Annotated in this window: 25 protein-coding genes; 21 read left to right on the top strand and 4 right to left on the bottom strand. The window is 44.8% G+C overall.

The genetic code is table 11. From position 1 onward, the window contains the following. Positions 1 to 281 precede the first annotated feature (281 nt). The 4 genes from gyrB to dnaA all read right to left on the bottom strand — a co-directional run bounded on the left by gyrB (position 282) and on the right by dnaA (position 6404). Positions 282 to 2699: a DNA topoisomerase (ATP-hydrolyzing) subunit B gene (gene gyrB, locus VME0621_RS24565; RefSeq protein ID WP_062463375.1), complete on the bottom strand. Its 2418-nt coding sequence runs from the start codon at positions 2697 to 2699 to the stop codon at positions 282 to 284. 12 nt (positions 2700 to 2711) lie between these two features. Continuing rightward, positions 2712 to 3794, bottom strand: coding sequence for a DNA replication/repair protein RecF (recF, locus tag VME0621_RS24560; protein WP_006075095.1), 1083 nt, complete (start codon positions 3792 to 3794; stop codon positions 2712 to 2714). 15 nt (positions 3795 to 3809) lie between these two features. Beyond that, the gene (gene dnaN, locus VME0621_RS24555; protein ID WP_031493149.1) at positions 3810 to 4910 is read right to left on the bottom strand and encodes a DNA polymerase III subunit beta; all 1101 of its coding nucleotides are present in this window, start codon (positions 4908 to 4910) and stop codon (positions 3810 to 3812) included. A gap of 87 nt (positions 4911 to 4997) precedes the next feature. Beyond that, the gene (gene dnaA, locus VME0621_RS24550; RefSeq protein ID WP_038224178.1) at positions 4998 to 6404 is read right to left on the bottom strand and encodes a chromosomal replication initiator protein DnaA; all 1407 of its coding nucleotides are present in this window, start codon (positions 6402 to 6404) and stop codon (positions 4998 to 5000) included. A 391-nt stretch (positions 6405 to 6795) separates the two neighbouring features. Here dnaA and VME0621_RS24545 point away from each other — a divergent pair, with 391 nt between their 5' ends. The 21 genes from VME0621_RS24545 (at position 6796) to atpD (ending at position 24920) form a co-directional block, all read left to right on the top strand. Further along, on the top strand, positions 6796 to 7560 hold the full coding sequence (locus tag VME0621_RS24545; RefSeq protein WP_062463372.1) for an amino acid ABC transporter substrate-binding protein: 765 nt from the start codon (positions 6796 to 6798) through the stop codon (positions 7558 to 7560). A gap of 69 nt (positions 7561 to 7629) precedes the next feature. Beyond that, positions 7630 to 8301 carry an amino acid ABC transporter permease gene (locus tag VME0621_RS24540; RefSeq protein WP_038224176.1) on the top strand — a complete coding sequence of 224 codons (672 nt, stop codon included), beginning with the start codon at positions 7630 to 7632 and terminating at the stop codon, positions 8299 to 8301. Then, positions 8298 to 9035 (top strand): amino acid ABC transporter ATP-binding protein, encoded by a 738-nt coding sequence (locus tag VME0621_RS24535; RefSeq protein WP_062463369.1) that lies wholly within the window; start codon positions 8298 to 8300, stop codon positions 9033 to 9035. The genes VME0621_RS24540 and VME0621_RS24535 overlap by 4 nt, the downstream gene beginning before the upstream one ends. A gap of 207 nt (positions 9036 to 9242) precedes the next feature. Continuing rightward, the gene (gene rpmH, locus VME0621_RS24530) at positions 9243 to 9380 is read left to right on the top strand and encodes a 50S ribosomal protein L34 (protein WP_004400210.1); all 138 of its coding nucleotides are present in this window, start codon (positions 9243 to 9245) and stop codon (positions 9378 to 9380) included. Positions 9381 to 9389: 9 nt separating this feature from the next. Continuing rightward, positions 9390 to 9746, top strand: a complete 357-nt coding sequence (rnpA, locus tag VME0621_RS24525) for a ribonuclease P protein component (protein WP_081836356.1) — start codon at positions 9390 to 9392, stop codon at positions 9744 to 9746. Beyond that, a complete protein-coding gene (yidD, locus tag VME0621_RS26455) occupies positions 9713 to 9970 on the top strand; it encodes a membrane protein insertion efficiency factor YidD (RefSeq protein ID WP_081836355.1) in 258 nt (85 codons plus the stop codon). The genes rnpA and yidD overlap by 34 nt, the downstream gene beginning before the upstream one ends. A gap of 2 nt (positions 9971 to 9972) precedes the next feature. Next, positions 9973 to 11595, top strand: a complete 1623-nt coding sequence (yidC, locus tag VME0621_RS24520) for a membrane protein insertase YidC (protein ID WP_006073083.1) — start codon at positions 9973 to 9975, stop codon at positions 11593 to 11595. A gap of 111 nt (positions 11596 to 11706) precedes the next feature. Then, the gene (mnmE, locus tag VME0621_RS24515; RefSeq protein ID WP_038224196.1) at positions 11707 to 13068 is read left to right on the top strand and encodes a tRNA uridine-5-carboxymethylaminomethyl(34) synthesis GTPase MnmE; all 1362 of its coding nucleotides are present in this window, start codon (positions 11707 to 11709) and stop codon (positions 13066 to 13068) included. A 9-nt stretch (positions 13069 to 13077) separates the two neighbouring features. Then, positions 13078 to 13515 (top strand): FMN-binding protein MioC, encoded by a 438-nt coding sequence (gene mioC, locus VME0621_RS24510; protein WP_062463366.1) that lies wholly within the window; start codon positions 13078 to 13080, stop codon positions 13513 to 13515. Positions 13516 to 13986: 471 nt separating this feature from the next. Further along, a complete protein-coding gene (gene mnmG, locus VME0621_RS24505; RefSeq protein ID WP_062463363.1) occupies positions 13987 to 15882 on the top strand; it encodes a tRNA uridine-5-carboxymethylaminomethyl(34) synthesis enzyme MnmG in 1896 nt (631 codons plus the stop codon). Further along, a complete protein-coding gene (gene rsmG / locus VME0621_RS24500; RefSeq protein ID WP_038224167.1) occupies positions 15879 to 16514 on the top strand; it encodes a 16S rRNA (guanine(527)-N(7))-methyltransferase RsmG in 636 nt (211 codons plus the stop codon). The genes mnmG and rsmG overlap by 4 nt, the downstream gene beginning before the upstream one ends. Before the next feature lie 13 nt (positions 16515 to 16527). Further along, entirely contained in the window at positions 16528 to 17301 is a 774-nt protein-coding gene (locus tag VME0621_RS24495; RefSeq protein ID WP_038224165.1) for a ParA family protein, read from the top strand. A 23-nt stretch (positions 17302 to 17324) separates the two neighbouring features. Continuing rightward, the gene (locus VME0621_RS24490; protein WP_006073071.1) at positions 17325 to 18206 is read left to right on the top strand and encodes a ParB/RepB/Spo0J family partition protein; all 882 of its coding nucleotides are present in this window, start codon (positions 17325 to 17327) and stop codon (positions 18204 to 18206) included. Positions 18207 to 18397: 191 nt separating this feature from the next. Beyond that, entirely contained in the window at positions 18398 to 18787 is a 390-nt protein-coding gene (locus VME0621_RS24485; RefSeq protein WP_006073069.1) for a F0F1 ATP synthase subunit I, read from the top strand. A gap of 8 nt (positions 18788 to 18795) precedes the next feature. Continuing rightward, entirely contained in the window at positions 18796 to 19602 is an 807-nt protein-coding gene (atpB, locus tag VME0621_RS24480) for a F0F1 ATP synthase subunit A (protein WP_006073067.1), read from the top strand. Positions 19603 to 19662: 60 nt separating this feature from the next. Next, entirely contained in the window at positions 19663 to 19917 is a 255-nt protein-coding gene (atpE, locus tag VME0621_RS24475) for a F0F1 ATP synthase subunit C (protein WP_006073065.1), read from the top strand. Positions 19918 to 19999: 82 nt separating this feature from the next. Next, positions 20000 to 20470, top strand: coding sequence for a F0F1 ATP synthase subunit B (gene atpF, locus VME0621_RS24470; protein WP_006073063.1), 471 nt, complete (start codon positions 20000 to 20002; stop codon positions 20468 to 20470). Positions 20471 to 20484: 14 nt separating this feature from the next. Next, entirely contained in the window at positions 20485 to 21018 is a 534-nt protein-coding gene (atpH, locus tag VME0621_RS24465) for a F0F1 ATP synthase subunit delta (RefSeq protein ID WP_006073061.1), read from the top strand. Between the two features lie 13 nt (positions 21019 to 21031). Beyond that, complete coding sequence (gene atpA / locus VME0621_RS24460) at positions 21032 to 22573, top strand: F0F1 ATP synthase subunit alpha (RefSeq protein ID WP_006073059.1); 1542 nt, start codon at positions 21032 to 21034, stop codon at positions 22571 to 22573. A 41-nt stretch (positions 22574 to 22614) separates the two neighbouring features. Continuing rightward, positions 22615 to 23481, top strand: coding sequence for a F0F1 ATP synthase subunit gamma (gene atpG, locus VME0621_RS24455; RefSeq protein ID WP_006073057.1), 867 nt, complete (start codon positions 22615 to 22617; stop codon positions 23479 to 23481). A gap of 35 nt (positions 23482 to 23516) precedes the next feature. Then, the gene (gene atpD / locus VME0621_RS24450) at positions 23517 to 24920 is read left to right on the top strand and encodes a F0F1 ATP synthase subunit beta (RefSeq protein WP_006073055.1); all 1404 of its coding nucleotides are present in this window, start codon (positions 23517 to 23519) and stop codon (positions 24918 to 24920) included. Positions 24921 to 24933: the final 13 nt, after the last annotated feature.

Here is a 24933-nt window from a genome sequence, read left to right as displayed (position 1 = left end):
TTATTCCCTGATGTTTGTCGATAAACGGGACATAAGTTGGAATCAATCTAAATAGTGTGCTGCTACCGTTATCCTCTCTTGAGCAATAAGGGATCAGCTATTTCCGAGGCCCATAAGTTGGCATCCTCTTCATTACCTTATATAGGGATAATGTACTCCATATTCAAGAGAGCCCTACTCTTTTTTCTATAAACGGACACTCACTAGCAACAATAAGAATACGCGAGTAATAAAAAACGCCACCCTAAGGCAGCGTTTTTTTGTTTAGCAGAACAACCCGTCTATACGTCTAGGTTGGCCACTTTCAGTGCGTTTTCTTCGATGAAGTTACGACGAGGTTCTACTTGGTCACCCATCAACGTGGTAAACAGTTGATCAGCGCCAACCGCGTCTTCAATTGTCACTTGCATCATACGACGAGTCTCTGGATCCATGGTTGTTTCCCACAGCTGATCAGGGTTCATCTCTCCAAGACCTTTATAGCGTTGTAGGCTTAAACCACGACGTGACTCTTTGATTAACCACTCAAGAGCATCAACGAAGTTTGTAACTTCTTGAGTACGCTCACCACGTTTGATGTAAGCACCCTCTTCAATCAGACCGTCTAACGCTTCTGACGTATCTGCCAATTGGCGATACTCTTTCGAGTTGAGTAGATCAACACTGATAACGTGCTCATGAGTCACACCATGGGTACGAACCACAACTTTAGGTAGGTTTACACCCAGTTCAGCGTGCTGTTCTACTTCAAAGCTGTATTGGCTTGCGCCCACTTCTTTGTTGTTTAGCTGCTCAACAAGCTGTTTAGACCATGCTTCCACCGCCGCAGCGTCATGACATTGCTCAGCCGTTAGACGTGGTACATACATGAACTCGCCAACCATAGCATGTGGATAACGACGACTCATGCGATCAACCGTTTTAACTGCAGCATTGTATTGCTGAACTAGCTTCTCAAGTGCTTCACCAGCCAGTGCAGGTGCTTCAGAATTAACATGCAGTGCCGCGTTATCTAAAGCCAGAGATACTTGATACTGGTTCATGGCATCTTCATCTTTAATATACTGCTCTTGCTTGCCTTTCTTCACTTTGTAAAGTGGTGGCTGAGCAATATATACGTAGCCACGCTCAATAAGCTCTGGCATTTGACGGTAGAAGAACGTTAATAGCAGCGTACGAATGTGAGAACCATCCACGTCCGCATCGGTCATGATAATGATGTTGTGATAACGCAGTTTGTCTGGGTTATATTCATCACGACCAATACCACAGCCAAGTGCCGTGATAAGCGTTGCCACTTCTTGTGAAGAAAGCATCTTATCGAAGCGCGCTTTTTCTACGTTAAGGATTTTACCTTTAAGTGGAAGAATCGCTTGATTCTTACGGTTACGACCCTGCTTAGCACTACCGCCCGCAGAGTCACCCTCCACTATGTATAGTTCAGAAAGCGCTGGGTCTTTCTCTTGGCAGTCAGCCAGTTTGCCTGGTAGACCGGCTAAATCTAGTGCACCTTTACGACGCGTCATCTCACGAGCTTTACGTGCTGCGTCACGAGCACGAGCAGCGTCGATGATCTTGGTACAAACAATCTTCGCTTCACCTGGGTTCTCAACAAGGAACTCAGACAGTTTCTCACCCATCGCAGACTCAACCGCTGATTTCACTTCCGATGAAACCAACTTGTCTTTGGTTTGGCTTGAGAACTTAGGATCAGGCACTTTCACCGAAACGATAGCGGTTAGACCTTCACGCGCATCATCACCTGATGTCGCGGTTTTCGCTTTCTTAGAAAAGCCTTCTTTATCCATAAACGTGTTCAGCGTACGCGTTAACGCCGCACGGAAGCCAGCAAGGTGAGTACCACCATCACGTTGAGGGATGTTGTTGGTAAAGCAATAGATGTTTTCTTGGTAACCATCGTTCCACTGCATCGCCACTTCGACAGTAATGCCATCATCACGTTCGTTATCGAAGTGGAAGATTTTTTGGATGATTGGTGTTTTATTGGTGTTTAGGTGCTCAACAAACGCTTGGATACCGCCTTCAAACATGAAGTGATCCATTTTGTCTTCTTCGCGCTTATCAATCAGCTTGATAGACACACCAGAGTTTAGGAACGATAGCTCACGAAGACGTTTTGCTAAGATATCGTAATGGAATTCAATGTTAGTGAAGGTTTCTTCACTTGGCCAGAAACGGATTTCCGTACCCGTTTTATCCGTATCACCAATGACTTTAAGTGGCGCTTCTGGCTCACCATGGTGATAGGTTTGCGTATGAATTTGACCGCCACGATGAATGGTTAGCGTCACTTTTTTCGACAATGCGTTTACTACCGAAACACCTACACCGTGCAGACCACCCGATACTTTGTACGAGTTGTCATCAAACTTACCACCCGCGTGAAGTACCGTCATGATAACTTCTGCAGCAGAAACCTGCTCTTCTGGGTGCATTTCAGTCGGGATACCACGACCATCATCGCTAACAGAAACAGAGTTGTCCTCATGGATTGTCACAATAATGTCGTTACAGTGACCAGCCAACGCTTCATCAATTGAGTTATCAACCACCTCAAAAACCATGTGGTGCAGACCGGTTCCATCGTCCGTGTCACCAATGTACATTCCCGGACGCTTACGTACCGCATCCAGACCCTTTAGTACCTTAATACTCGATGAATCGTAATTTTCTGACATGAGTTTCTCTCACTATTTACCTGGTTCTATTGTGCCATGTTCCACATGAAACATCTTGCCATTTTCGTCAATCATATCGGCGACTTGGCTTTGGGTAATAGAACTTACAAAAACTTGAGCGTTCGTCTGTTTAAGGTAATCCGCTAAGCGTTTACGACGAAGGCTATCTAATTCGGAAGCAAAATCATCTATTAAATAAATGCACTGCTTACCGGTCAACTCGGCGAGATGCTGTCCCTGCGCTAAACGCAATGCACACATCATCAGTTTTAGCTGACCTCGAGACAACACATCCTCAACTGGTGTGTTGTTCACTTTAATTCTTAAGTCGGCTTTATTAGGTCCACTAAAGGTGTACCCTAAGCTCTGGTCTCGTTCAAAGTTGCGCTCTAATAGTTCAGCATAGGGCGTATCTTTTTCCCAACCACGGTAGTAGCCAAGTTTGATTTCAAACTCGGGCAAAAACGACTGACACATTTCCTCAGCAAGAGGTTGCATCTGTTCGACATAACACCGACGCCAATCATCAATTTGTTCCGCCAGTTGGGCCAAATCACGATCCCAATAGCTCAGTTCTCGATAACTGGTTGCAGTCTTAAGCAGAGCATTACGCTGCTTACTTAAACGCTTAAATCGTCCCCAAGCTTCATGAAAGCCTGGTTCAGAGTGAAACACACCCCAATCGATAAAAGCGCGACGAAACTTAGGTCCATCCGTCAGTAATTCAAATCCTTCAGGGTGAATTAGTTGCAGCGGTAATACCTTGGCAAGCTGAGCCAATTTTTGCCCAGATTGACCGCCTATTTTAACCTCAGTTGAGCCATCACGCTGCTTATTAATGCCAACGGGTATCTCAAATTGATCCGAGTTCAAAAAACGGCCATGAACGAACAGTTCTTGGCAGTCATTTTGAATGACTCGTCCTGTCAAAGAACTCTTAAAAGAGCGTCCATGACCGAGCAAATATATGGCTTCCAATACGCTGGTTTTGCCACTGCCATTGGGGCCAATAATAAAGTTAAAGCCTGTAGATAGTTCTATATCACAGGCTTTAATATTACGAAATTGCTGTACGATTAAGCGCGTAAGCGGCATAACATCATGTCTAGCTTAGAGACGAATCGGCATCACCACATACATGGCACTGTCATCTTCGCTATTTTCAATCAACGCACTCGCATTGGCATTCGACATAGAAATACGAACCTGATCGCAACGAAGCGTGTTCAGTACATCCAAAACGTATGACACATTGAAACCAATTTCTAATGCATCGCCTTGGAATTCGACGTCTAACATTTCTTCCGCTTCTTCCTGTTCAGGGTTATTCGCGGTAATGCGCATTTCATTTTGGTCGAGATTAACTCGCACACCACGGAACTTCTCATTGGAAAGAATGGCGGCGCGTGAGAATGCTTGTCGTAGTTCGTCGCAATTGGCTTCCAATGTTTTATCGGTATTTTGCGGCAAAACACGGCGATAATCCGGGAAACGACCATCAACGAGCTTAGAAGTAAAGACAAAGTTATTCACTTCCGCACGGATATTAGAGCTGCCAATTTGCAACGTCACAGGTTGCTCAGGAGCATCTAATAACTTAGACAGTTCCTGCACACCTTTACGCGGTACGATAATTTGTTTGTTATCAAAGCTGCCTTCAAGTGACACCAAAGCAACAGCCATACGGTGGCCATCAGTGGCAACAGAACGAAGCGTGTTTTGGTCTAACTCAAACAGCATACCGTTGAGATAATAACGAACGTCTTGGTTCGCCATTGAAAATTGTGTTTTTTCTATCAGTGATTTAAGTTCAGCTTGAGTAACGGTCACCGCCACTTCTTGTTGCCAATCTTCAATATTTGGGAAATCACTGGCTGGTAAAGTCGATAGCGAGAAACGACTGCGTCCAGAACGTACTTGTACACGATCGCCTTCTAACACGATAGTGATAGTAGAGTCATCCGGCAGTCCACGACAAATATCGAGGAACTTGCGTGAAGGTACCGTCACACTACCCGCTTCAAACTCACTCTCTAGCGTCACTTTACTTACTAGCTCAACTTCTAAGTCGGTTGCAGTAAGAGAAAGCACCCCTTCTTCAACCTTCAACAGCAAATTGCCCAAAATAGGTAATGTTGGTCGTCCACCCAGTGCACCAGAGACTTGTTGTAACGGCTTTAATAAGTGATGACGTTCGATAGTAAATTTCATAGATAACTCTTCGTAAAGCTGGCAATCCATGCCACTTATATGCGAAATACAATAACTTGAATGCTAATTATAGCGATTATGCCATTATTATGAAGAAAGCGTACGAATTAAGTTCGAATAGTCTTCTTTAATATCGTGACTTTCTTCGCGTAGCTGAGCAATCTTACGACAAGCATGAAGCACTGTCGTGTGGTCACGACCACCAAATGCATCGCCAATTTCTGGAAGACTGTGGTTGGTAAGCTCTTTCGCCAAAGCCATCGCCAACTGGCGAGGACGTGCAACCGAACGAGAGCGACGTTTGGACAATAAGTCAGCCACTTTAATCTTGTAGTACTCAGCAACGGTCTTTTGAATGTTGTCTATAGTGACTAGCTTCTCTTGTAGTGCTAATAGATCGCGCAGTGCCTCTCGAACAAAGTCGATAGTGATAGGACGGCCAGTAAAGTTCGCGTTGGCGATAACACGGTTAAGTGCCCCTTCCAACTCACGAACATTAGAACGTAAACGCTTAGCAATAAAGAACGCCACCTCATCAGCAAGGTGAATTTGATGATCTTCTGCTTTCTTCATCAAAATTGCCACGCGGGTTTCAAGCTCTGGTGGCTCGATCGCAACCGTCAACCCCCAACCGAAACGGGATTTTAGACGATCCTCTACCCCATTTATCTCTTTAGGGTAGCGATCAGAGGTAAGGATGATCTGTTGGTTACCTTCTAATAGAGCATTAAAGGTGTGGAAGAATTCTTCTTGAGAACGTTCTTTATTTGCAAAGAACTGAATATCATCGATAAGCAATGCATCAACGCTACGATAGTAACGTTTAAATTCTTCAATCGCATTGTTTTGTAGTGCTTTTACCATGTCTTGGACAAAACGTTCAGAGTGCATGTACACAACTTTCGCGTTCGGCTTGTTATCAACAATCGCATTGCCTACCGCATGCAACAAATGGGTTTTACCCAGACCAGTACCGCCGTACAAAAACAGTGGGTTGTATGCCGCACCAGGGTTATCGGCAACTTGACGTGCAGCAGCTAAGCCAAGTTGGTTCGACTTACCTTCAACGAAATTATTGAATTTATGCTTGATATTAACGTTCGAGCGATGATTGATATCTGAGACTTCTGCTTCATCGTCCCACGTTTTATGCACAGGCTGACGTGCTTGCAGCTGTGCTGGTGCTGAAGATTCTGCCGCTACATCAGCGGCCGTCTTAACAGGCTTAGGCGCTGGTGGCGCAGAAACTGGTTTACTACCCACTTCAAATCGTAAGTTAGGTACGTCATTACCGCAATACTCTTTGAGTAAACGGTTGATGCTGTTTAAGTATCTGTCACGTACCCAATCTAATACAAAGCGATTAGGCGCAAATAGAGTTAGGGTGTTGTCATTAAGTTCAGCTTGTAATGGTCTGACCCACATGCTGAATTCGGTAGCGGGTAGCTCTTCTTGTAGTCGTTGCGAACATTGCAACCAAAGCGAAGATGACACGGTGCTCTCACTCTATTTATTTGAATTGGAAAAGATTGGTAATTTTACCTGTTGATAACCAAGATCGCCAGTAAATGATCAGTGATCCAGTGAATAAGATCTAAGTTATTCACAATTTTTTCGGTTGAATTCGCTTGATCCACACAATTTGCCCTAATTTTACTCACAAATGAATGCACAAAACACAGAACTACCCACAAAAGCAGTATGTTGATCTAACTTGTGTATAGATCAACGTTCAAGCTGTCATTATCTTTTTGTTTGGTATTGATAGAGTGATGAAAAAGCCAGCATTCAACCCCGAGTTTGTTATGGTTAATAACAACTAGTTATTTAACTTATCGACATGTTTACCAGTAACATCCTCTCCATAAATATCAGGAGTAGTAAAATGAAAAACTGGATTAAAGGCCTTCTAACCGCTTTAGCGCTTTCTGCAACCGTATCTCAAGCAGCATATGCTGCGACACAACAAGAAGTGAAAGTCGGCATGTCTGGTCGCTACTTCCCATTTACGTTTGTTAAACAAGACAAGTTACAAGGGTTTGAAGTCGACCTTTGGGACGAAATTGGTCGTCGCAATGACTATAAAGTAGAGTACGTGACGGCAAACTTCTCAGGTTTGTTTGGTTTGCTTGAGACCGGTCGTATCGACACGATTTCTAACCAAATCACTATGACAGATGCTCGTAAAGCGAAGTATCTGTTCGCAGACCCATATGTTGTTGATGGTGCTCAAATTACCGTTCGAAAAGGTAATGACAGCATTCAAGGTATTGATGATTTATCAGGTAAAACAGTCGCAGTGAACCTTGGTTCAAACTTCGAACAACTGCTACGTAGCTACGATAAAGATGGCAAAATCACCATCAAAACTTACGATACAGGTATTGAACATGACGTCGCACTAGGCCGTGCTGATGCTTTTGTTATGGATCGCCTTTCTGCACTTGAACTAATCAAGAAAACAGGCCTGCCACTGCAACTTGCAGGTCAACCTTTTGAAACCATCGAGAATGCTTGGCCATTCGTAAACAACGAAAAAGGTCAAAAGCTGCAACAAGAAGTAAATAGCGCACTGGCAGACATGCGAGCTGATGGTACGCTAGCAAAAATCTCTGAGAAGTGGTTTGGTGCTGATATCACTAAAAAGTAAGTGATTACTATTGATACGCCCACTACTCTTGGTAGTGGGCGTTTGTTTTTCTAAGAGTTTGGTACTGTTATGGGATTTGATTTTCAATACATGCTTGAGTTGATGCCGATACTGTTGAAGTATCTTGGTACAACCATGGAAATGGCGGTATGGGGACTGCTGTTCTCATTGATTCTATCGGTTATTTTAGCCAACATTCGCGTGTTTAAGATCCCGGTATTGGATCAGCTCAGTCAGCTCTATATAAGCTTTTTCCGTGGTACTCCATTATTGGTTCAGCTGTTTCTGCTTTATTATGGCTTACCACAAATTTTTCCTTGGATGGTTGGGCTCAACGCCTTCAGTGCCGCAGTAATAGGCCTGACTCTGCACTTTGCCGCTTATATGGCAGAGAGTATTCGTGCCGCCATTATCGGCATTGACCGCAGTCAGATGGAAGCAAGTCTTTCTGTAGGTATGACAACTAGCCAAGCCATGCGTCGTATCATTTTGCCGCAAGCAACTCGCGTAGCCCTACCATCATTGATGAACTACTTCATTGATATGATTAAGTCGACATCGTTAGCGTTCACACTTGGTGTGGCAGAGATTATGGCGAAAGCCCAAATGGAAGCATCATCCAGCTTCCGATTTTTTGAAGCATTTCTTGCCGTCGCGCTCATATACTGGGGTGTTGTGTTAGTACTTACTCGCGTACAAATTGTCGCAGAGCAAAAACTGAATAAGGCTTATCAACGATGATTACATTAAAAAATATCCACAAGCGATTCGGTGACACCGAAGTGCTCAAAGGCATCGATATTGATATCAAACAAGGCGAAATTATCGTCATTATTGGTTCTAGTGGTACCGGTAAGTCTACCTTATTACGTTGCGTCAATTTCCTGGAACAAGCAGATGAAGGCCAAATCTCTATTGACGATGTCTCGGTCAACTGCCAAAGCCATACTAAAGCAGAAGTATTGGCACTAAGACGCAAGACTGGCTTTGTGTTTCAGAACTACGCTCTATTCGCGCACATGACTGCGCGTCAGAATATTGCGGAAGGTTTGATCACAGTAAAGGGCTGGAAAAAAGAGCAAGCTCTTGAGAAAGCACAACAAATTCTCGATGACATCGGTCTAGGAGACAAAGGGGATCAATACCCAGCTTCCCTTTCCGGTGGTCAACAGCAGCGTGTCGGTATTGGCCGAGCGATGGCATTACAACCTGAGCTACTGTTATTCGATGAACCAACTTCAGCACTCGATCCTGAGTGGGTAGGTGAAGTACTTAACCTTATGAAAAAGCTCGCAACACAGCATCAAACCATGCTTGTTGTGACCCACGAAATGCAGTTTGCCAAAGAAGTCGCCGACAGAGTGATCTTCATGGCTGATGGCCATATAGTGGAACAAGGTACACCAGAGCAAATTTTTAACGATCCACAAGATATCCAACTGAAGAAATTTCTAAATCAAGTTGGGATCGAATAGGATCCTTGCGCTCTGGCTCACAAAAAGTATAATTCGCCAACCGGAATTGAAGTTGAACTGATTATTGACTCTTGACGAGTCAGTGATTACAATTCCGCCTCTTTGTTGAGAGGCGTCGGATTTCCTCTCTATATATAGAGTAGGGAAATATGTCCCACGCCGGGTTCAACGAGAACCTAAAACTACTGATCAGTAAAGGTAATAACCATGTCTAAACGCACTTTTCAACCTTCAGTTCTAAAGCGCAAGCGTACTCACGGTTTCCGTGCTCGCATGGCGACTAAGAACGGTCGTAAAGTAATCAATGCACGTCGTGCTAAAGGCCGTGCACGCCTATCAAAATAATTTTCTATTTTGAATAAGCACGCCTTTATTCGGGAGTTACGTTTGTTAACTCCCGAGCATTATCAAAACGTATTTAAGCAAGCTCATCGAGCTGGCTCCCCTCATTTCACCATCATTGCTCGTAAAAACTCTCTCTCACACCCTCGTCTTGGTCTTGCGGTTCCTAAAAAACAGATAAAAACAGCTGTTGCTAGAAATCACTTCAAGCGTCTGGTACGTGAAAGTTTTCGTAACAAACAACATGAACTTCCAAGCAAAGATTTTGTTGTAATTGCAAAGAAGAGTGCGCAAACTCTAAGCAATGAAGAAATGTTCAAACTTCTAGATAAGTTATGGCATCGCCTGTCTCGCCCTTCGCGTGGTTAGCTATCGGACTCGTCTACCTATATAGGTGGATTATCAGTCCTCTTATCGGACCTCGTTGTCGGTTCACCCCAACCTGTTCTCTTTACGCTATAGAAGCCTTGAAAGCTCACGGTTTTGTAAAAGGATGTTGGTTATCAGGCAAACGTCTATTAAAATGCCATCCTTTGAATGAAGGGGGATTTGACCCCGTTCCACCAGTCCAAAAACAAGACAGAGATAAATAACGATGGATTCTCAACGTAATATTCTGTTAATCGGTTTGGCTTTAGTTTCTTTTTTGCTGTTCCAACAATGGCAATCGTATAAGAATCCAGCGCCAGTTCCGACCCAACAGACGCAAAGCAGTACTCTACCTGCGCCATCTTTCGCTGATGAGCATGATCCTGCACCTGGTCAAAGCCAAACTGCTGCAGAAAAAATCATCACAGTGAAAACTGACGTACTAACGCTAGGTATTAATACCGTTGGCGGTGATGTAGTAACAGCAAAATTAAACGAGTACGCAACTGAGTTAGAATCTAGCGAACCGTTTGAACTTCTAAAAGACGATCAAGGTCACCAGTTTATCGCTCAAAGTGGTCTGGTAGGTCCTCAGGGTATTGACCTAAGCAGCACAAGCCGTCCAGCTTATACCGTGTCAGCTGACAGCTTTACCATTGCTGACGGTCAAGATGAACTGCGTGTTCCAATGACATTCGAAGCGAATGGCATCTCTTACACCAAAACCTTCATTCTAAAACGTGGCAACTACGCAATTGATGTTGAATACGATGTAGACAACAACTCTGGCCAAAATGCAACGTTCGGCATGTACGCTCACCTTCGTCAAAACTTACAAGACAAAGGCGGCAGCATCACGATGCCAACATACAATGGCGGCGCATACTCAACTCAAGACGTTCGCTATAAAAAATACAGCTTCGAAGATATGCAAGATCGCAACCTGTCTCTTAACCTGACTGACGGTCAAGGTTGGGCAGCAATGATCCAACACTACTTCGCAGCAGCATGGATTCCTCGTGAAGCACCAGGTACTAACCTTTACACTCGTGTAATCGGTAACCTGGGTGATATCGGTGTTCGTATGCCAAACGCAACAATTGCAGATGGCCAATCAGCAACACTGAAAGCTACACTTTGGGCTGGTCCTAAACTTCAGAAGCAAATGGCTGAAACTGCACCAAACCTAGATCTAGTAGTAGACTACGGCTGGTTATGGTTCATTGCAAAACCACTTCACACGCTACTATCGTTCATTCAAGGTATCGTTGTTAACTGGGGTCTAGCTATCATCTGTTTGACCTTCATTGTTCGTGGTGCCATGTACCCACTAACAAAAGCGCAATACACCTCGATGGCGAAAATGCGTATGCTTCAGCCTAAGCTGCAAGCAATGCGTGAGCGTATCGGCGATGACCGCCAACGCATGAGCCAAGAAATGATGGAACTGTACAAGAAAGAGAAAGTAAATCCTCTAGGTGGCTGTCTACCAATCTTGCTACAGATGCCAATCTTCATTGCACTTTACTGGGCACTAATGGAGTCGGTTGAGCTGCGTCATTCACCGTTCTTTGGTTGGATTCATGACCTTTCAGCTCAAGACCCATACTACATTCTGCCTCTACTAATGGGTGCAAGTATGTTCTTGATCCAGAAGATGAGCCCGACAACAGTGACCGATCCAATGCAGCAGAAGATCATGACCTTTATGCCGGTTATGTTTACCTTCTTCTTCCTATGGTTCCCATCAGGTCTAGTTCTTTACTGGTTGGTATCGAACATCGTTACTCTGATTCAGCAAACCTTGATTTATCGAGCGCTGGAGAAGAAAGGATTACACTCTAAGTAGTCCTGCTGATTGGTTAACAATACGCGAATAGAATAAAAGGCGGCCTAAATGGTCGCCTTTTTCATTTACCATGATTACAATTTGGCTAAAGTACTGCGATTAGGCAACACAATGACAACAGACACTATTGTGGCACAAGCCACAGCCCCAGGCCGCGGTGGCGTGGGCATTATACGAGTATCAGGCCCTCTCGCTGCTGAGGTTGCCTTACAAGTGACAGGGAAAACGCTTAAACCGCGCTACGCCGACTATCTGCCATTTAAAGCACAAGATGGCAGCGAGCTTGATCAAGGGATCGCTCTATACTTCCCTAACCCACACTCGTTTACTGGTGAGGACGTTCTTGAACTACAAGGACACGGCGGTCCTGTTGTTATGGACATGCTGATTAAGCGTATCTTGCTCATTCCGGGCGTTCGTCCAGCAAGACCTGGCGAATTTAGTGAGCGCGCATTCCTCAACGATAAAATGGACTTAACACAAGCAGAAGCCATTGCCGATTTAATTGATGCCAGTTCAGAAGAGGCCGCGAAATCGGCACTGCAATCTCTTCAAGGGCAATTCTCTAAACGCATTCAGGTGCTGGTGGAATCGCTAATCCATTTACGTATTTATGTCGAAGCGGCTATCGACTTCCCAGAAGAAGAAATAGACTTTCTAGCGGATGGCAAAGTCGCTGGTGACCTGCAACATATCATTGATAACTTAGAGTCCGTTCGTAAGGAAGCCAATCAAGGTGCCATTATGCGCGAAGGGATGAAAGTGGTTATTGCAGGTCGTCCTAATGCAGGTAAATCTAGCCTACTCAATGCCCTATCTGGGAAAGAGTCTGCTATCGTTACCGATATCGCAGGCACGACTCGAGATGTCCTGAGAGAGCATATCCATATAGACGGAATGCCACTGCATATCATTGATACCGCAGGTCTACGTGACGCTTCCGATGAGGTAGAACGTATTGGTATCGAGCGAGCTTGGGAAGAGATTGAGCAGGCCGATCGCGTTCTCTTCATGGTAGATGGCACCACAACAGATGCTACGGATCCAAAAGAAATCTGGCCCGACTTTATCGATCGCCTACCAAGTTCGATCGGCATTACCGTGATCCGCAATAAGGTTGACGAAACAGGCGAAACGCTAGGGATCTGCCATGTTAATGATCCAACCCTAATTCGACTTTCTGCACGCACTGGCGAGGGTGTGCCAGCTTTACGAGAACACCTAAAAGCCATTATGGGCTTCTCTGGTGCCAATGAAGGTGGCTTTATGGCAAGACGTCGACACCTTGATGCGTTAGAGCGAGCTGCTGAGCATCTCGATATCGGACAGCAGCAGCTAGAAGGTTATATGGCGGGCGAAATTCTGGCTGAAGAACTTCGTATTGCCCAGCAACATCTGAATGAGATTACTGGAGAGTTTAGCTCCGACGATCTGCTTGGTCGTATCTTCTCTTCATTCTGTATTGGTAAATAAGGAACATTAATGATTCATATCATAACAGGTAGCACACTTGGCGGTGCGGAATATGTCGGTGACCACTTGAGTGACCTACTTATAGAACAAGGGCTAGAAACCACAATCCACAATCAGCCTGAGTTGAGTGACATTGAGGCCGAAGGGATTTGGCTTTTAATCACCTCAACGCATGGAGCTGGAGATTACCCAGATAATATCCAGCCTTTCATCGCAGCTCTGAAAGATACACCACCTCGCATGTCGAACGTGAAATACGCTGTCGTTGGCATAGGTGACTCTAGCTATGATACGTTTTGTGCAGCCGGTAAACACGCTTACGAGTTACTTGAAGACATCGGCGCGACACCACTGACAGACTGCCTGCAAATCGATGTTCTCAACGATCCCGTACCTGAAGACGCTGCGGAAGTTTGGCTCAATGAACACATGAGCAAGTTTAGCTAGAAGCAAACACTAATAATAAGCGGCTTTGGCCGCTTTTTTTATGCCTGTGAGTAACTCTTCAACTTCAATTCACTCATAACGAGTAATTTCTGACCAATCAATCTGTGGATAAAATATGATCTTTTCGGTGAAAAACCTATATTTATCCAAAGAACAACTTTCATGGTCTCCTTCCCCTGTGCATAACTAGCCTTTTTGATCCCAGCTAATACAGTGCCAGATCAACACTAGATCACAACAAGCGATCACGAAAAGATCCATGGATTTGTTGATCATTTTCGACTTATCCACAGAGATCGAGGATCCTAATAATAGATCTAATAAAAGATCATATATATAGATCTTATCTTTATATTACTTATTTCTTGGATCCAAAAAATGTGAAAACCGTTTTCTCACTTCAAGAAAAGCGGTAGAATACTGCTCCTTTTGGTTTGTCTAAATTTCTCGATTGAATACTGAGGTCGGTTCATGCTTTATCACGAAACATTTGATGTCATCGTAATTGGTGGCGGACATGCAGGAACGGAAGCCGCACTCGCATCTGCTCGTACAGGGCAAAAGACACTACTGCTAACTCATAATATTGATACGTTAGGTCAAATGTCATGTAACCCTGCCATTGGTGGTATTGGTAAAGGACATTTGGTTAAAGAAGTGGATGCTATGGGTGGTTTGATGGCAGAGGCCATTGATCATGCAGGTATTCAATTTCGTACGCTGAATGCGTCAAAGGGTCCAGCAGTTCGTGCCACACGCGCTCAAGCAGATCGTGCGTTATACAAGGCTTATGTGCGTAACGCCCTAGAAAACACACCAAACTTAACACTATTCCAACAGTCGGTGGATGACTTGATCGTGGAACAAGATCAAGTACGTGGTGTAGTAACTGAGATGGGATTGAAATTCCATTCGAGATCCGTTGTATTAACGGTCGGTACTTTCTTAGGTGGTAAGATCCATATTGGTATGGAGAGCTCTTCTGGTGGTCGTATGGGCGATCAACCATCCATTGCACTCGCGGCTCGTTTGCGAGAGTTACCATTCCGCGTGGATCGTTTAAAAACAGGTACACCCCCACGTATTGATGCTCGAAGCGTCGACTTTTCTGCACTAGAAGTGCAGCATGGTGATAACCCTACGCCTGTTTTTTCTTTCATGGGTAACCGCAACCAACATCCAACGCAGATTCCGTGTTTCATTACGCACACCAATGAGTCCACGCATGAGGTGATTCGCAATAACCTCGATCGAAGCCCAATGTATGCCGGCGTGATCGAAGGTATTGGACCGCGCTATTGCCCTTCTATTGAAGATAAGGTCATGCGTTTTGCGGACAAAAATAGCCATCAGATCTTTATCGAACCTGAAGGTTTAACCACGCATGAGCTGTATCCAAACGGTATCTCAACCAGTTTACCGTTTGATGTACAGGTACAAATCGTTCGTTCAATGAAGGGTTTTGAGAACGCGCATATTGTTCGCCCTGGTTATGCTATCGAATACGATTTCTTTGACCCTCGTGATCTAAAACAGACTTACGAAACCAAGTTTATTTCTGGTTTGTTCTTTGCTGGCCAGATTAATGGCACCACCGGTTACGAAGAAGCGGCGGCACAAGGTCTAATGGCAGGTCTAAACGCTAGCCTCTACTCGCAAGGCAAAGAAGGCTGGAGCCCACGTCGTGATCAGGCTTATATGGGTGTACTGATTGACGATTTATCAACCATGGGTACCAAAGAGCCGTATCGCATGTTTACATCTCGTGCGGAATATCGTTTATTGCTGCGTGAAGACAATGCGGATATTCGTTTGACTGAGCATGCGCATAATCTCGGTTTAATTGACGAGAAACGCTGGTCGCGATTCAACGAAAAACTGAATAACATGGCGACTGAGCGTCAACGCCTAAAAGAAACATGGGTTAATCCAAAATCTGAAGGTATCGAAGCACTTAATGTGCTACTGAAGACCCCTATTTCTCGCGAAGCAAGCGGTGAAGATCTACTACGTCGTCCTGAATTGAACTATTCACAATTGACGTCATTAGACGCATTCGCACCCGCGATGGAAGATCAACAAGCCAGTGAGCAAGTTGAGATCCAGGTGAAATATGAAGGTTATATTCAGCGCCAACAAGATGAGATAGCTAAGTCGCTTCGCCATGAAAACACCAAGATCCCAGCCGATCTTGATTACAGCGATGTGAAAGGGCTGTCTAACGAGGTCGTTGCCAAGCTGACAGAAGCAAAACCTGAAACGGTTGGAATTGCTTCCCGTATTTCTGGTATTACACCCGCAGCGATTTCCATCCTGTTGGTTTACTTGAAGAAACAAGGAATGCTTAAAAAAGGTGAAGCCGCGTGAGCAACAACTTAACCGCAAAACTTGAACAATTATTATCAGAGACCTCATTAGAGGTCTCTGAACTTCAAAAGCAACAACTTGTGGGCTATGTCCAATTACTTGATAAATGGAATAAGGCTTACAACTTGACTTCGGTGCGTCGACCTGAAGATATGTTAGTGAAACATATCCTTGATAGCATCATTGTTGGCGAGCACCTCGAAGGTGAGCGTTTTATTGATGTTGGAACGGGACCGGGACTACCAGGGATTCCTTTGGCGATCATGCATCCAAACCGTTCATTCACTTTGCTTGATAGCTTAGGTAAGCGTATTCGTTTTATCAAACAGGTGGTTCACGAGCTTAAACTGTCTAATGTGACTGCGGTTCAATCTCGAGTCGAAGAGTTTGATCCTGAAGGTGGCTTTGATGGTGTTCTGAGCCGAGCCTTTGCCTCTATGACCGATATGGTGAATTGGTGTGAACATTTACCAAAATCACAGAGTGGTCGCTTCTATGCATTAAAAGGTCAACTTCATGAACAGGAAGTCTCAGAGCTACCGGAGTGGTGTTCTGTGATCGATATCAAACCTTTGCAAGTTCCTGAGTTGGAAGGTGACCGTCATCTTGTAATCTTATCCAAGAAGGGATAATGGAGAAGTTGTCGTGGGAAAAATTGTCGCTATTGCGAACCAAAAAGGTGGCGTTGGTAAAACTACCACGTGTGTAAATTTAGCGGCATCAATGGCTGCCACTAAACGTAAGGTATTAGTGATAGATCTTGATCCGCAGGGAAATGCGACGATGGCCAGTGGCGTCGATAAGTATCAAGTTGAAACAACTGCTTACGATTTGCTGGTTGATGAGCTTCCTTTTGAACAGGTAGTTTGTCAGGACACTTCTGGTCAGTTTGACCTCATCGCTGCCAATGGAGACGTTACAGCAGCTGAAATTAAGCTCATGGAAGTGTTTGCTAGAGAAGTGCGCTTAAAACATGCACTTGCGCCAATCCGCGATAACTATGATTTCATCTTTATCGATTGTCCTCCCTCTTTGAACCTACTTACAATAAACGCAATGGCTGCTGCTGACTCTGTGTTAGTGCCAATGCAATGTGAATACTTTGCCTTAGAGGGACTGACGGCATTGATGGATACCATCAGTAAGTTGGCAGCGGTAGTCAATGAAAACCTGAAGATCGAAGGGCTACTTCGTACCATGTACGACCCTCGAAATCGTCTTGCTAATGAAGTGTCTGAACAATTGAAAAAACACTTCGGAGACAAGGTTTATCGAACCGTTATCCCTAGGAATGTACGCCTCGCAGAAGCGCCAAGTCACGGTAAACCAGCGATGTACTACGACAAGTATTCCGCCGGTGCCAAAGCTTATCTTGCCCTTGCTGGTGAGATGCTACGACGCGAAGAAGTATTGGCTTAACGCTCTTAAGGAAAATAGATTCAATGTCTAAACGTGGTTTAGGCAAAGGGCTCGACGCGCTTTTGTCGACGAGCTCTATTGCCAGAGAAAAACAACAAGTCGCAACGCAAAGCCAAAGCCTATCTACCGATGGTGACCTGGCTGAACTTTCAATCAATAGTCTGCGCCCCGGTATTTACCAGCCGCGTAAAGATATGGCTCCTGAAGCACTCGAAGAGCTCGCAGCTTCCATTCAATCGCAAGGTATTATTCAACCTATTGTGGTTAGAAGTGTTGGTCATGAGCAGTTTGAAATTATTGCTGGTGAAAGACGCTGGCGAGCGGCAAGACAAGCTGGCCTGAAAATGGTGCCTTGTCTGGTGAAGAACGTTCAAGATCGTGCTGCGGTTGCGATGGCGCTGATTGAGAACATTCAACGTGAAGACCTAAACGCCATTGAAGAAGCTCAGGCTCTGGAAAGGCTACAAGACGAATTTGAATTGACCCACCAGCAAGTGGCCGATGTGATTGGTAAATCACGTACTGCGGTTAGTAACTTGCTACGTCTGAATCAATTAGAGCCATCTGTGAAGAAGCTAGTTGAAGCGAAACAGATAGATATGGGTCACGCTCGCGCACTATTAGCATTGGAAGGTGAAGTTCAATGTGAGGTTGCAGACACCGTAGCTAAGAAGCAGCTGACGGTTCGTCAAACCGAAGATTTAGTGAAAAAGTGCTTAAAACCGAACTCTTCAGAGAAAAAACAGTCAGAAGACCGTGATGCTAAAGAAATTTCACATCGTTTAAGTGAAATTCTGGGTGCAAAAGTGTCTCTTGTACGAAATGCAAGCGGAAAAGCAAAAGTAACGATAAGTCTTGATGAACCTCACAAATTGGAGCAACTTATTGCCAAGCTTGAGAGCTAAATGAGATAATTGATGTAGGTCAATTATTTATAAATTGAAATTTTGTGCGAAAGTTATGGTTTTGTGAACGAAATAGCACCTTTTTGGTGCTGTTTGATTGCAATAACTTTGTCGGAAAGTATAATTTTCGCGAATCTCCCAGCACAGTAGTAATTTAGGTGCATTGTGGAAAAAACTATAGGTAAGAATACATGGTAGCTGTGCTAGCTAGACCAGGACGAGAGCTTGCAAAGCGATTGTTACTGATTCAAGCCAGCGCGGTTACATTGGTAGCTGTTGGAATGGCAGTAGCTGTAAATGCTGAGTGGGGAATTTCAGCGCTCATTGGTGGTGGCAGTTTTGTTATCGCTAATGCGGTTTTTGCATTGTGTGCATTTTTGTTTAGTGGGGCTCGAGCAGCGAAAAAGGTTGCCGCGTCTTTCTACGCAGGAGTGACTCTGAAAATCCTCATTACGGTTGCTCTATTCTCGATTGCTTACATGTATATTCAGGTGGAAGTGATTCCCTTGAATCTCACTTTTTTACTGGCCGTCTTAATTAACCTTATGGCACCAGTAATATTCGTCAACAACAAAAAATAGGATGAGTTATGGCTGCGCCAGGTGAAGCGCTAACATCGGCCGGATATATCACTCACCACTTGACCAACCTTTCTTTAGGAAGTCTCGGTCTAGTGGAGGAGACGAGTTTCTGGAACGTACATATCGATAGCCTGTTTTTTTCTGTGTTTACTGGTCTGATATTCCTAGGAGTGTTTCGTTCAGTAGCTAAGAAAGCAACAGCTGGTGTGCCGGGCAAGCTGCAGTGTTTTGTTGAAATGATCGTGGAATTCGTTGACGACAACGTCAAAGAAACGTTTCATGGACGCAACGCGCTAATCGCGCCTTTAGCACTAACTATCTTCTGTTGGGTATTTTTAATGAACGTCATGGACCTTGTTCCAATTGACTTCTTACCTTACCCTGCAGAGCAGATGGGCATCCCTTATCTCAAAGTGGTTCCTTCTGCTGATGTCAATATCACCATGGCTATGGCGCTAGGTGTTTTTGCTCTGATGATTTACTACAGCATCAAAGTAAAAGGTCTAGTTGGCTTTACAAAAGAATTGACGCTACACCCATTTAACAATCCAATCATGATTCCTTTCAACATGCTGATCGAAGTCGTGTCTTTGCTTTCAAAGCCACTGTCTCTCGGTATGCGTCTGTTCGGTAACATGTTTGCGGGTGAGGTGGTCTTCATTCTTTGTGCTGCAATGCTACCATGGTATTTACAATGGATGGGCTCACTACCATGGGCGATATTCCATATTCTGGTTATTACGATTCAAGCCTTCGTGTTTATGATGCTAACGATTGTTTATCTATCAATGGCACACGAAGACAGCGATCACTAACTTTATTAACGCTTTTTATTTGGGCAAATTTAAGCCAACAACTATAAATTGGAGATAGTAATGGAAACTTTACTGAGCTTTTCTGCAATCGCCGTAGGTATCATTATCGGTATGGCAGCATTTGGTACGGCGATCGGTTTTGGTCTTCTAGGTGGTAAATTCCTTGAAGGCGCGGCTCGTCAACCTGAAATGGCTCCGATGCTTCAAGTTAAGATGTTCATCATCGCAGGTCTACTTGATGCGGTTCCTATGATCGGTGTTGTTATCGCACTGCTATTCACATTCGCGAACCCATTCGTTGGTCAGCTAGGTTAATCAGCTTTTTCTCAGACAAGTTTCGGACTTGTCACCTGATTAAACTTTAGCTCGTCAATGAACCATTAGAGGGGTAGCTGTTGTGAATATGAACGCAACTCTGCTAGGTCAAGCAATCTCATTCGCACTATTTGTGTGGTTCTGCATGAAGTATGTATGGCCACCAATCATGAATGCGATTGAAGAACGTCAGAAAAAAATTGCTGACGGTCTAGTAGCCGCTGAGCGCGCTGCTAAAGACTTGGATCTAGCACAAGCCAACGCTTCTGACCAAATGAAGGAAGCGAAGCGCACTGCAACAGAGGTCATTGAACAGGCAAACAAGCGTAAAGCACAAATTGTTGATGAAGCTCGTGAAGAAGCTTTGGCAGAACGCCAAAAGATTCTTGCTCAAGCTGAAGCAGAAATTGAAGCTGAACGTAACCGTGCCCGTGATGAGCTGCGCAAACAAGTTGCAACTCTGGCTGTAGCTGGTGCTGAGAAGATTCTTGAGCGTAGTATCGATAAGGATGCGCAAAAAGATATTCTCGACAATATTACTGCGAAACTTTAAGGCGAGGGGCGCATATGTCTGAATTGACTACAATCGCACGCCCCTATGCTAAAGCAGCATTTGACTTTGCGGTAGAAAAGCAAGCATTAGACCAATGGGTTGAAATGTTAACTTTTGCCGCTGAAATTACCAAGAATGAAGAGATTGCAGACCTGTTATCAGGTTCTGTAACGGCGAAAAAAGTCGCTGATATCTTCATTGCCGTTGGTGGTGAACAGTTTGATGAATTCGGTCAAAACTTGATTAAAGTTATGGCTGAAAATGGTCGACTAGCAGCCTTGCCGTATGTGTTAGAAGAGTTTGTAGCTTTCAAAAAAGAGCTAGAAAAACAAATTGATGTTGAAGTGATTTCAGCGTCAGCTCTAAACGACGAGCAACTTGCAGCGATCAGCGACAAACTTGAGAAGCGTCTAGAACGCAAAGTTAAGCTGAATTGCAGTGTAGATGAGACCCTACTTGGTGGGGTTATTATTCGAGCCGGAGATCTTGTAATTGACAACTCAGCACGTGGTCGTTTGAACCGCCTGAGTGAAGCAATGCAGTCTTGATGGGGATTGGAGCATGCAACTTAATTCCACAGAAATTAGCGACCTAATCAAGCAGCGTATCGAATCTTTCGATGTTGTGAGTGAAGCTCGTAATGAAGGTACTATCGTATCGGTAAGCGATGGTATCATTCGCATTCACGGCCTAGCGGACGTGATGCAAGGTGAAATGATTGAATTACCGGGTGGCCGTTATGCACTAGCACTTAACCTTGAGCGTGACTCGGTTGGTGCGGTAGTAATGGGCCCATATGCTGACCTTAAGGAAGGCATGAAAGTAACAGGTACTGGTCGTATTCTTGAAGTACCAGTTGGTCCAGAATTGCTTGGTCGTGTTGTAAACACGCTAGGTGAGCCAATTGATGGTAAAGGTCCAATTGAAGCTAAACTTACGTCACCAGTTGAAGTGATTGCACCGGGTGTAATCGACCGTAAATCGGTTGATCAGCCAGTACAAACTGGTTATAAGTCAGTTGACTCAATGATCCCAATCGGTCGTGGTCAGCGTGAGCTTATCATCGGTGACCGTCAGATCGGTAAAACCGCTATGGCGATCGATGCAATCATCAACCAGAAAGACTCTGGTATCTTCTCTATCTACGTAGCGATTGGCCAGAAGGCATCTACAATCGCAAACGTTGTGCGTAAACTGGAAGAGCACGGTGCACTACAAAACACTATCGTTGTTGTAGCATCTGCATCTGAATCTGCTGCACTGCAATATCTTGCGCCATACTCTGGTTGTGCAATGGGTGAGTACTTCCGTGACCGCGGTGAAGACGCTCTGATTGTTTATGATGATCTATCTAAGCAAGCGGTAGCTTACCGTCAGATCTCTCTACTACTTAAACGTCCACCAGGCCGTGAGGCATTCCCAGGTGACGTATTCTACCTCCACTCACGTCTACTAGAGCGTGCAGCTCGTGTAAACGAAGAGTACGTAGAGCGTTTCACTAACGGTGAAGTGAAAGGTAAGACTGGTTCTTTGACTGCTCTTCCTATCATTGAAACTCAAGCAGGTGACGTTTCTGCATTCGTACCGACAAACGTAATCTCGATTACCGATGGTCAGATCTTCCTACAAACTGAAGCCTTCAACGCGGGTGTTCGCCCAGCGGTTGACCCAGGTATCTCAGTATCTCGTGTAGGTGGTTCAGCACAGACTAAGATCATTAAGAAGCTATCTGGCGGTATCCGTACTGCACTAGCGGCTTATCGTGAACTAGCGGCATTCGCACAGTTCTCATCTGATCTAGATGAAGCAACTAAGCGTCAGCTAAGCCACGGTCAAAAAGTTACAGAACTAATGAAGCAGAAGCAATATGCTCCAATGTCTGTATTTGACCAAGCACTAGTTATCTTTGCTGTTGAGCGCGGCTACCTAGATGATGTTGAAATCAACAAGATTCTAGACTTCGAAGCAGCGCTTCTATCGTATGCTCACAGTCAATATGCTGATCTTGCAAAAGAGATCAACACTACGGGTGCTTACAACGATGATATCGAAGCTCAGCTTAAGAAACTGACTGACGATTTCAAAGCAACTCAGACTTGGTAATTGGTGGGTGACCTTTTGGTCACCACTTATGGAGAGTAACGATGGCCGGCGCAAAAGAGATACGTAATAAAATCGGTAGTGTTAAAAGCACTCAGAAAATTACGAAAGCGATGGAAATGGTAGCAGCTTCAAAAATGCGTCGTTCGCAAGATGCGCGTGAAGCTTCTCGTCCATACGCTGAAACTATGCGTAAAGTGATCGGTCATTTGGCAAACGCAAACCTAGAGTACCAACATCCGTACCTAGAAGAGCGTGAAGCCAAGCGTGTTGGTTATGTCATTATTTCTACTGACCGTGGTCTTTGTGGTGGCTTGAACATTAACTTGTTTAAAAAAGCCATTGTAGAGATGCAAGGTTGGAAAGATAAAGGTGCTGAAATCGAGTTAGCTATTATCGGCTCAAAGGCGACAGCATTCTTTAACAACAGCGGCGCAAAAGTAGCGGCACAGGTATCTGGTCTGGGTGATGAGCCAAGTCTAGAAGACCTAATCGGTACGGTAGGCGTTATGCTGAAGAAGTATGACGAAGGCGAATTGGATCGCCTGTACGTAGTGTATAACCACTTTGTGAACACTATGATTCAGGAACCAACGATCGATCAATTGCTACCTCTGCCTAAATCTGACAGTGAAGAGATGCAGCGCGAACATTCATGGGGCTACATTTATGAGCCTGAGCCAAAACCACTACTAGACGCACTATTGCTTCGTTATATCGAATCTCAAGTGTATCAAGGTGTGGTAGAGAACCTTGCTTGTGAGCAAGCGGCTCGAATGATTGCAATGAAAGCTGCAACGGACAATGCGACCAACTTGATTGATGATCTAGAGCTTGTGTATAACAAGGCGCGTCAAGCGGCTATCACACAAGAACTATCAGAAATCGTTGGCGGCGCAGCTGCGGTTTAAGCTTAGGTAAAACGAAATAGATTAGAGGATTAACGATGGCTACAGGTAAGATCGTACAGATCATCGGTGCGGTAGTCGACGTAGAGTTCCCACAGAGTGACGTACCAAGTGTATACGATGCTCTAAACGTAACGGACTCTAAAGAGCGTCTTGTTCTTGAAGTTCAACAACAGCTAGGCGGTGGCGTAGTTCGTTGTATCGTAATGGGTAGCTCTGATGGTTTACGTCGTGGCGTAACAGTAGAGAACACAGGCGCGCCAATCTCAGTACCAGTAGGTACTAAGACTCTTGGTCGTATCATGAACGTACTTGGTGATGCGATTGACGAGTGTGGTGAGATCGGTGCAGAAGAAAGCTATGCGATTCACCGTGAAGCGCCAAGCTACGAAGAGCAATCTAACGAAGTCGCTCTTCTAGAAACGGGTGTTAAAGTAATCGACTTGGTTTGTCCATTCGCTAAGGGTGGTAAAATCGGTCTATTCGGTGGTGCAGGTGTAGGTAAGACCGTTAACATGATGGAGCTTATCAACAACATCGCACTACAACACTCAGGTCTATCCGTGTTTGCGGGTGTAGGTGAGCGTACTCGTGAAGGTAACGACTTCTACTTTGAGATGCAGGAAGCGGGCGTTGTAAACGTTGAGAAGCCTGAAGAATCAAAAGTAGCAATGGTTTACGGTCAGATGAACGAGCCACCAGGTAACCGTCTACGTGTTGCACTGACTGGTCTAACAATGGCAGAGAAGTTCCGTGACGAAGGTCGTGACGTACTACTGTTCGTTGATAACATCTACCGTTACACACTTGCAGGTACAGAGGTATCGGCACTTCTAGGTCGTATGCCATCTGCGGTAGGTTACCAGCCAACTCTTGCAGAAGAGATGGGTGTACTACAGGAACGTATCACGTCAACAAAAACTGGTTCTATCACGTCTGTACAGGCGGTATACGTACCAGCGGATGACTTGACTGACCCGTCTCCAGCAACAACGTTCGCGCACTTGGATGCAACGGTTGTACTTAACCGTAACATCGCTGCTATGGGTCTATACCCAGCGATTGACCCACTAGATTCAACATCTCGTATGCTTGATCCACTAGTCGTTGGTCAAGAGCACTACGAGGTAGCTCGTGGTGTGCAGCAAACACTGCAGCGTTATAAAGAGCTGAAAGACATCATCGCGATCCTAGGTATGGACGAGCTATCTGAAGAAGATAAGCAAGTTGTATCTCGTGCTCGTAAGATTGAGCGTTTCCTAACTCAGCCTTACCACGTAGCGGAAGTATTTACTGGCGACCCAGGCATCTACGTACCTCTTAAAGAGACTCTACGTGGCTTCAAAGGTCTACTAGCTGGTGACTACGATGACATTCCAGAGCAAGCGTTCATGTACTGCGGTACTATCGACGATGCTATCGAGAATGCTAAGAAGCTATAAGGCTAAATAGGAG

The organism is Vibrio mediterranei (assembly GCF_900088415.1).
In the GTDB taxonomy this organism is placed as follows: domain Bacteria; phylum Pseudomonadota; class Gammaproteobacteria; order Enterobacterales; family Vibrionaceae; genus Vibrio; species Vibrio mediterranei.
Note: the sequence above shows the minus strand (reverse complement) of the source record. Positions and strands in the feature narration are given on the sequence as shown.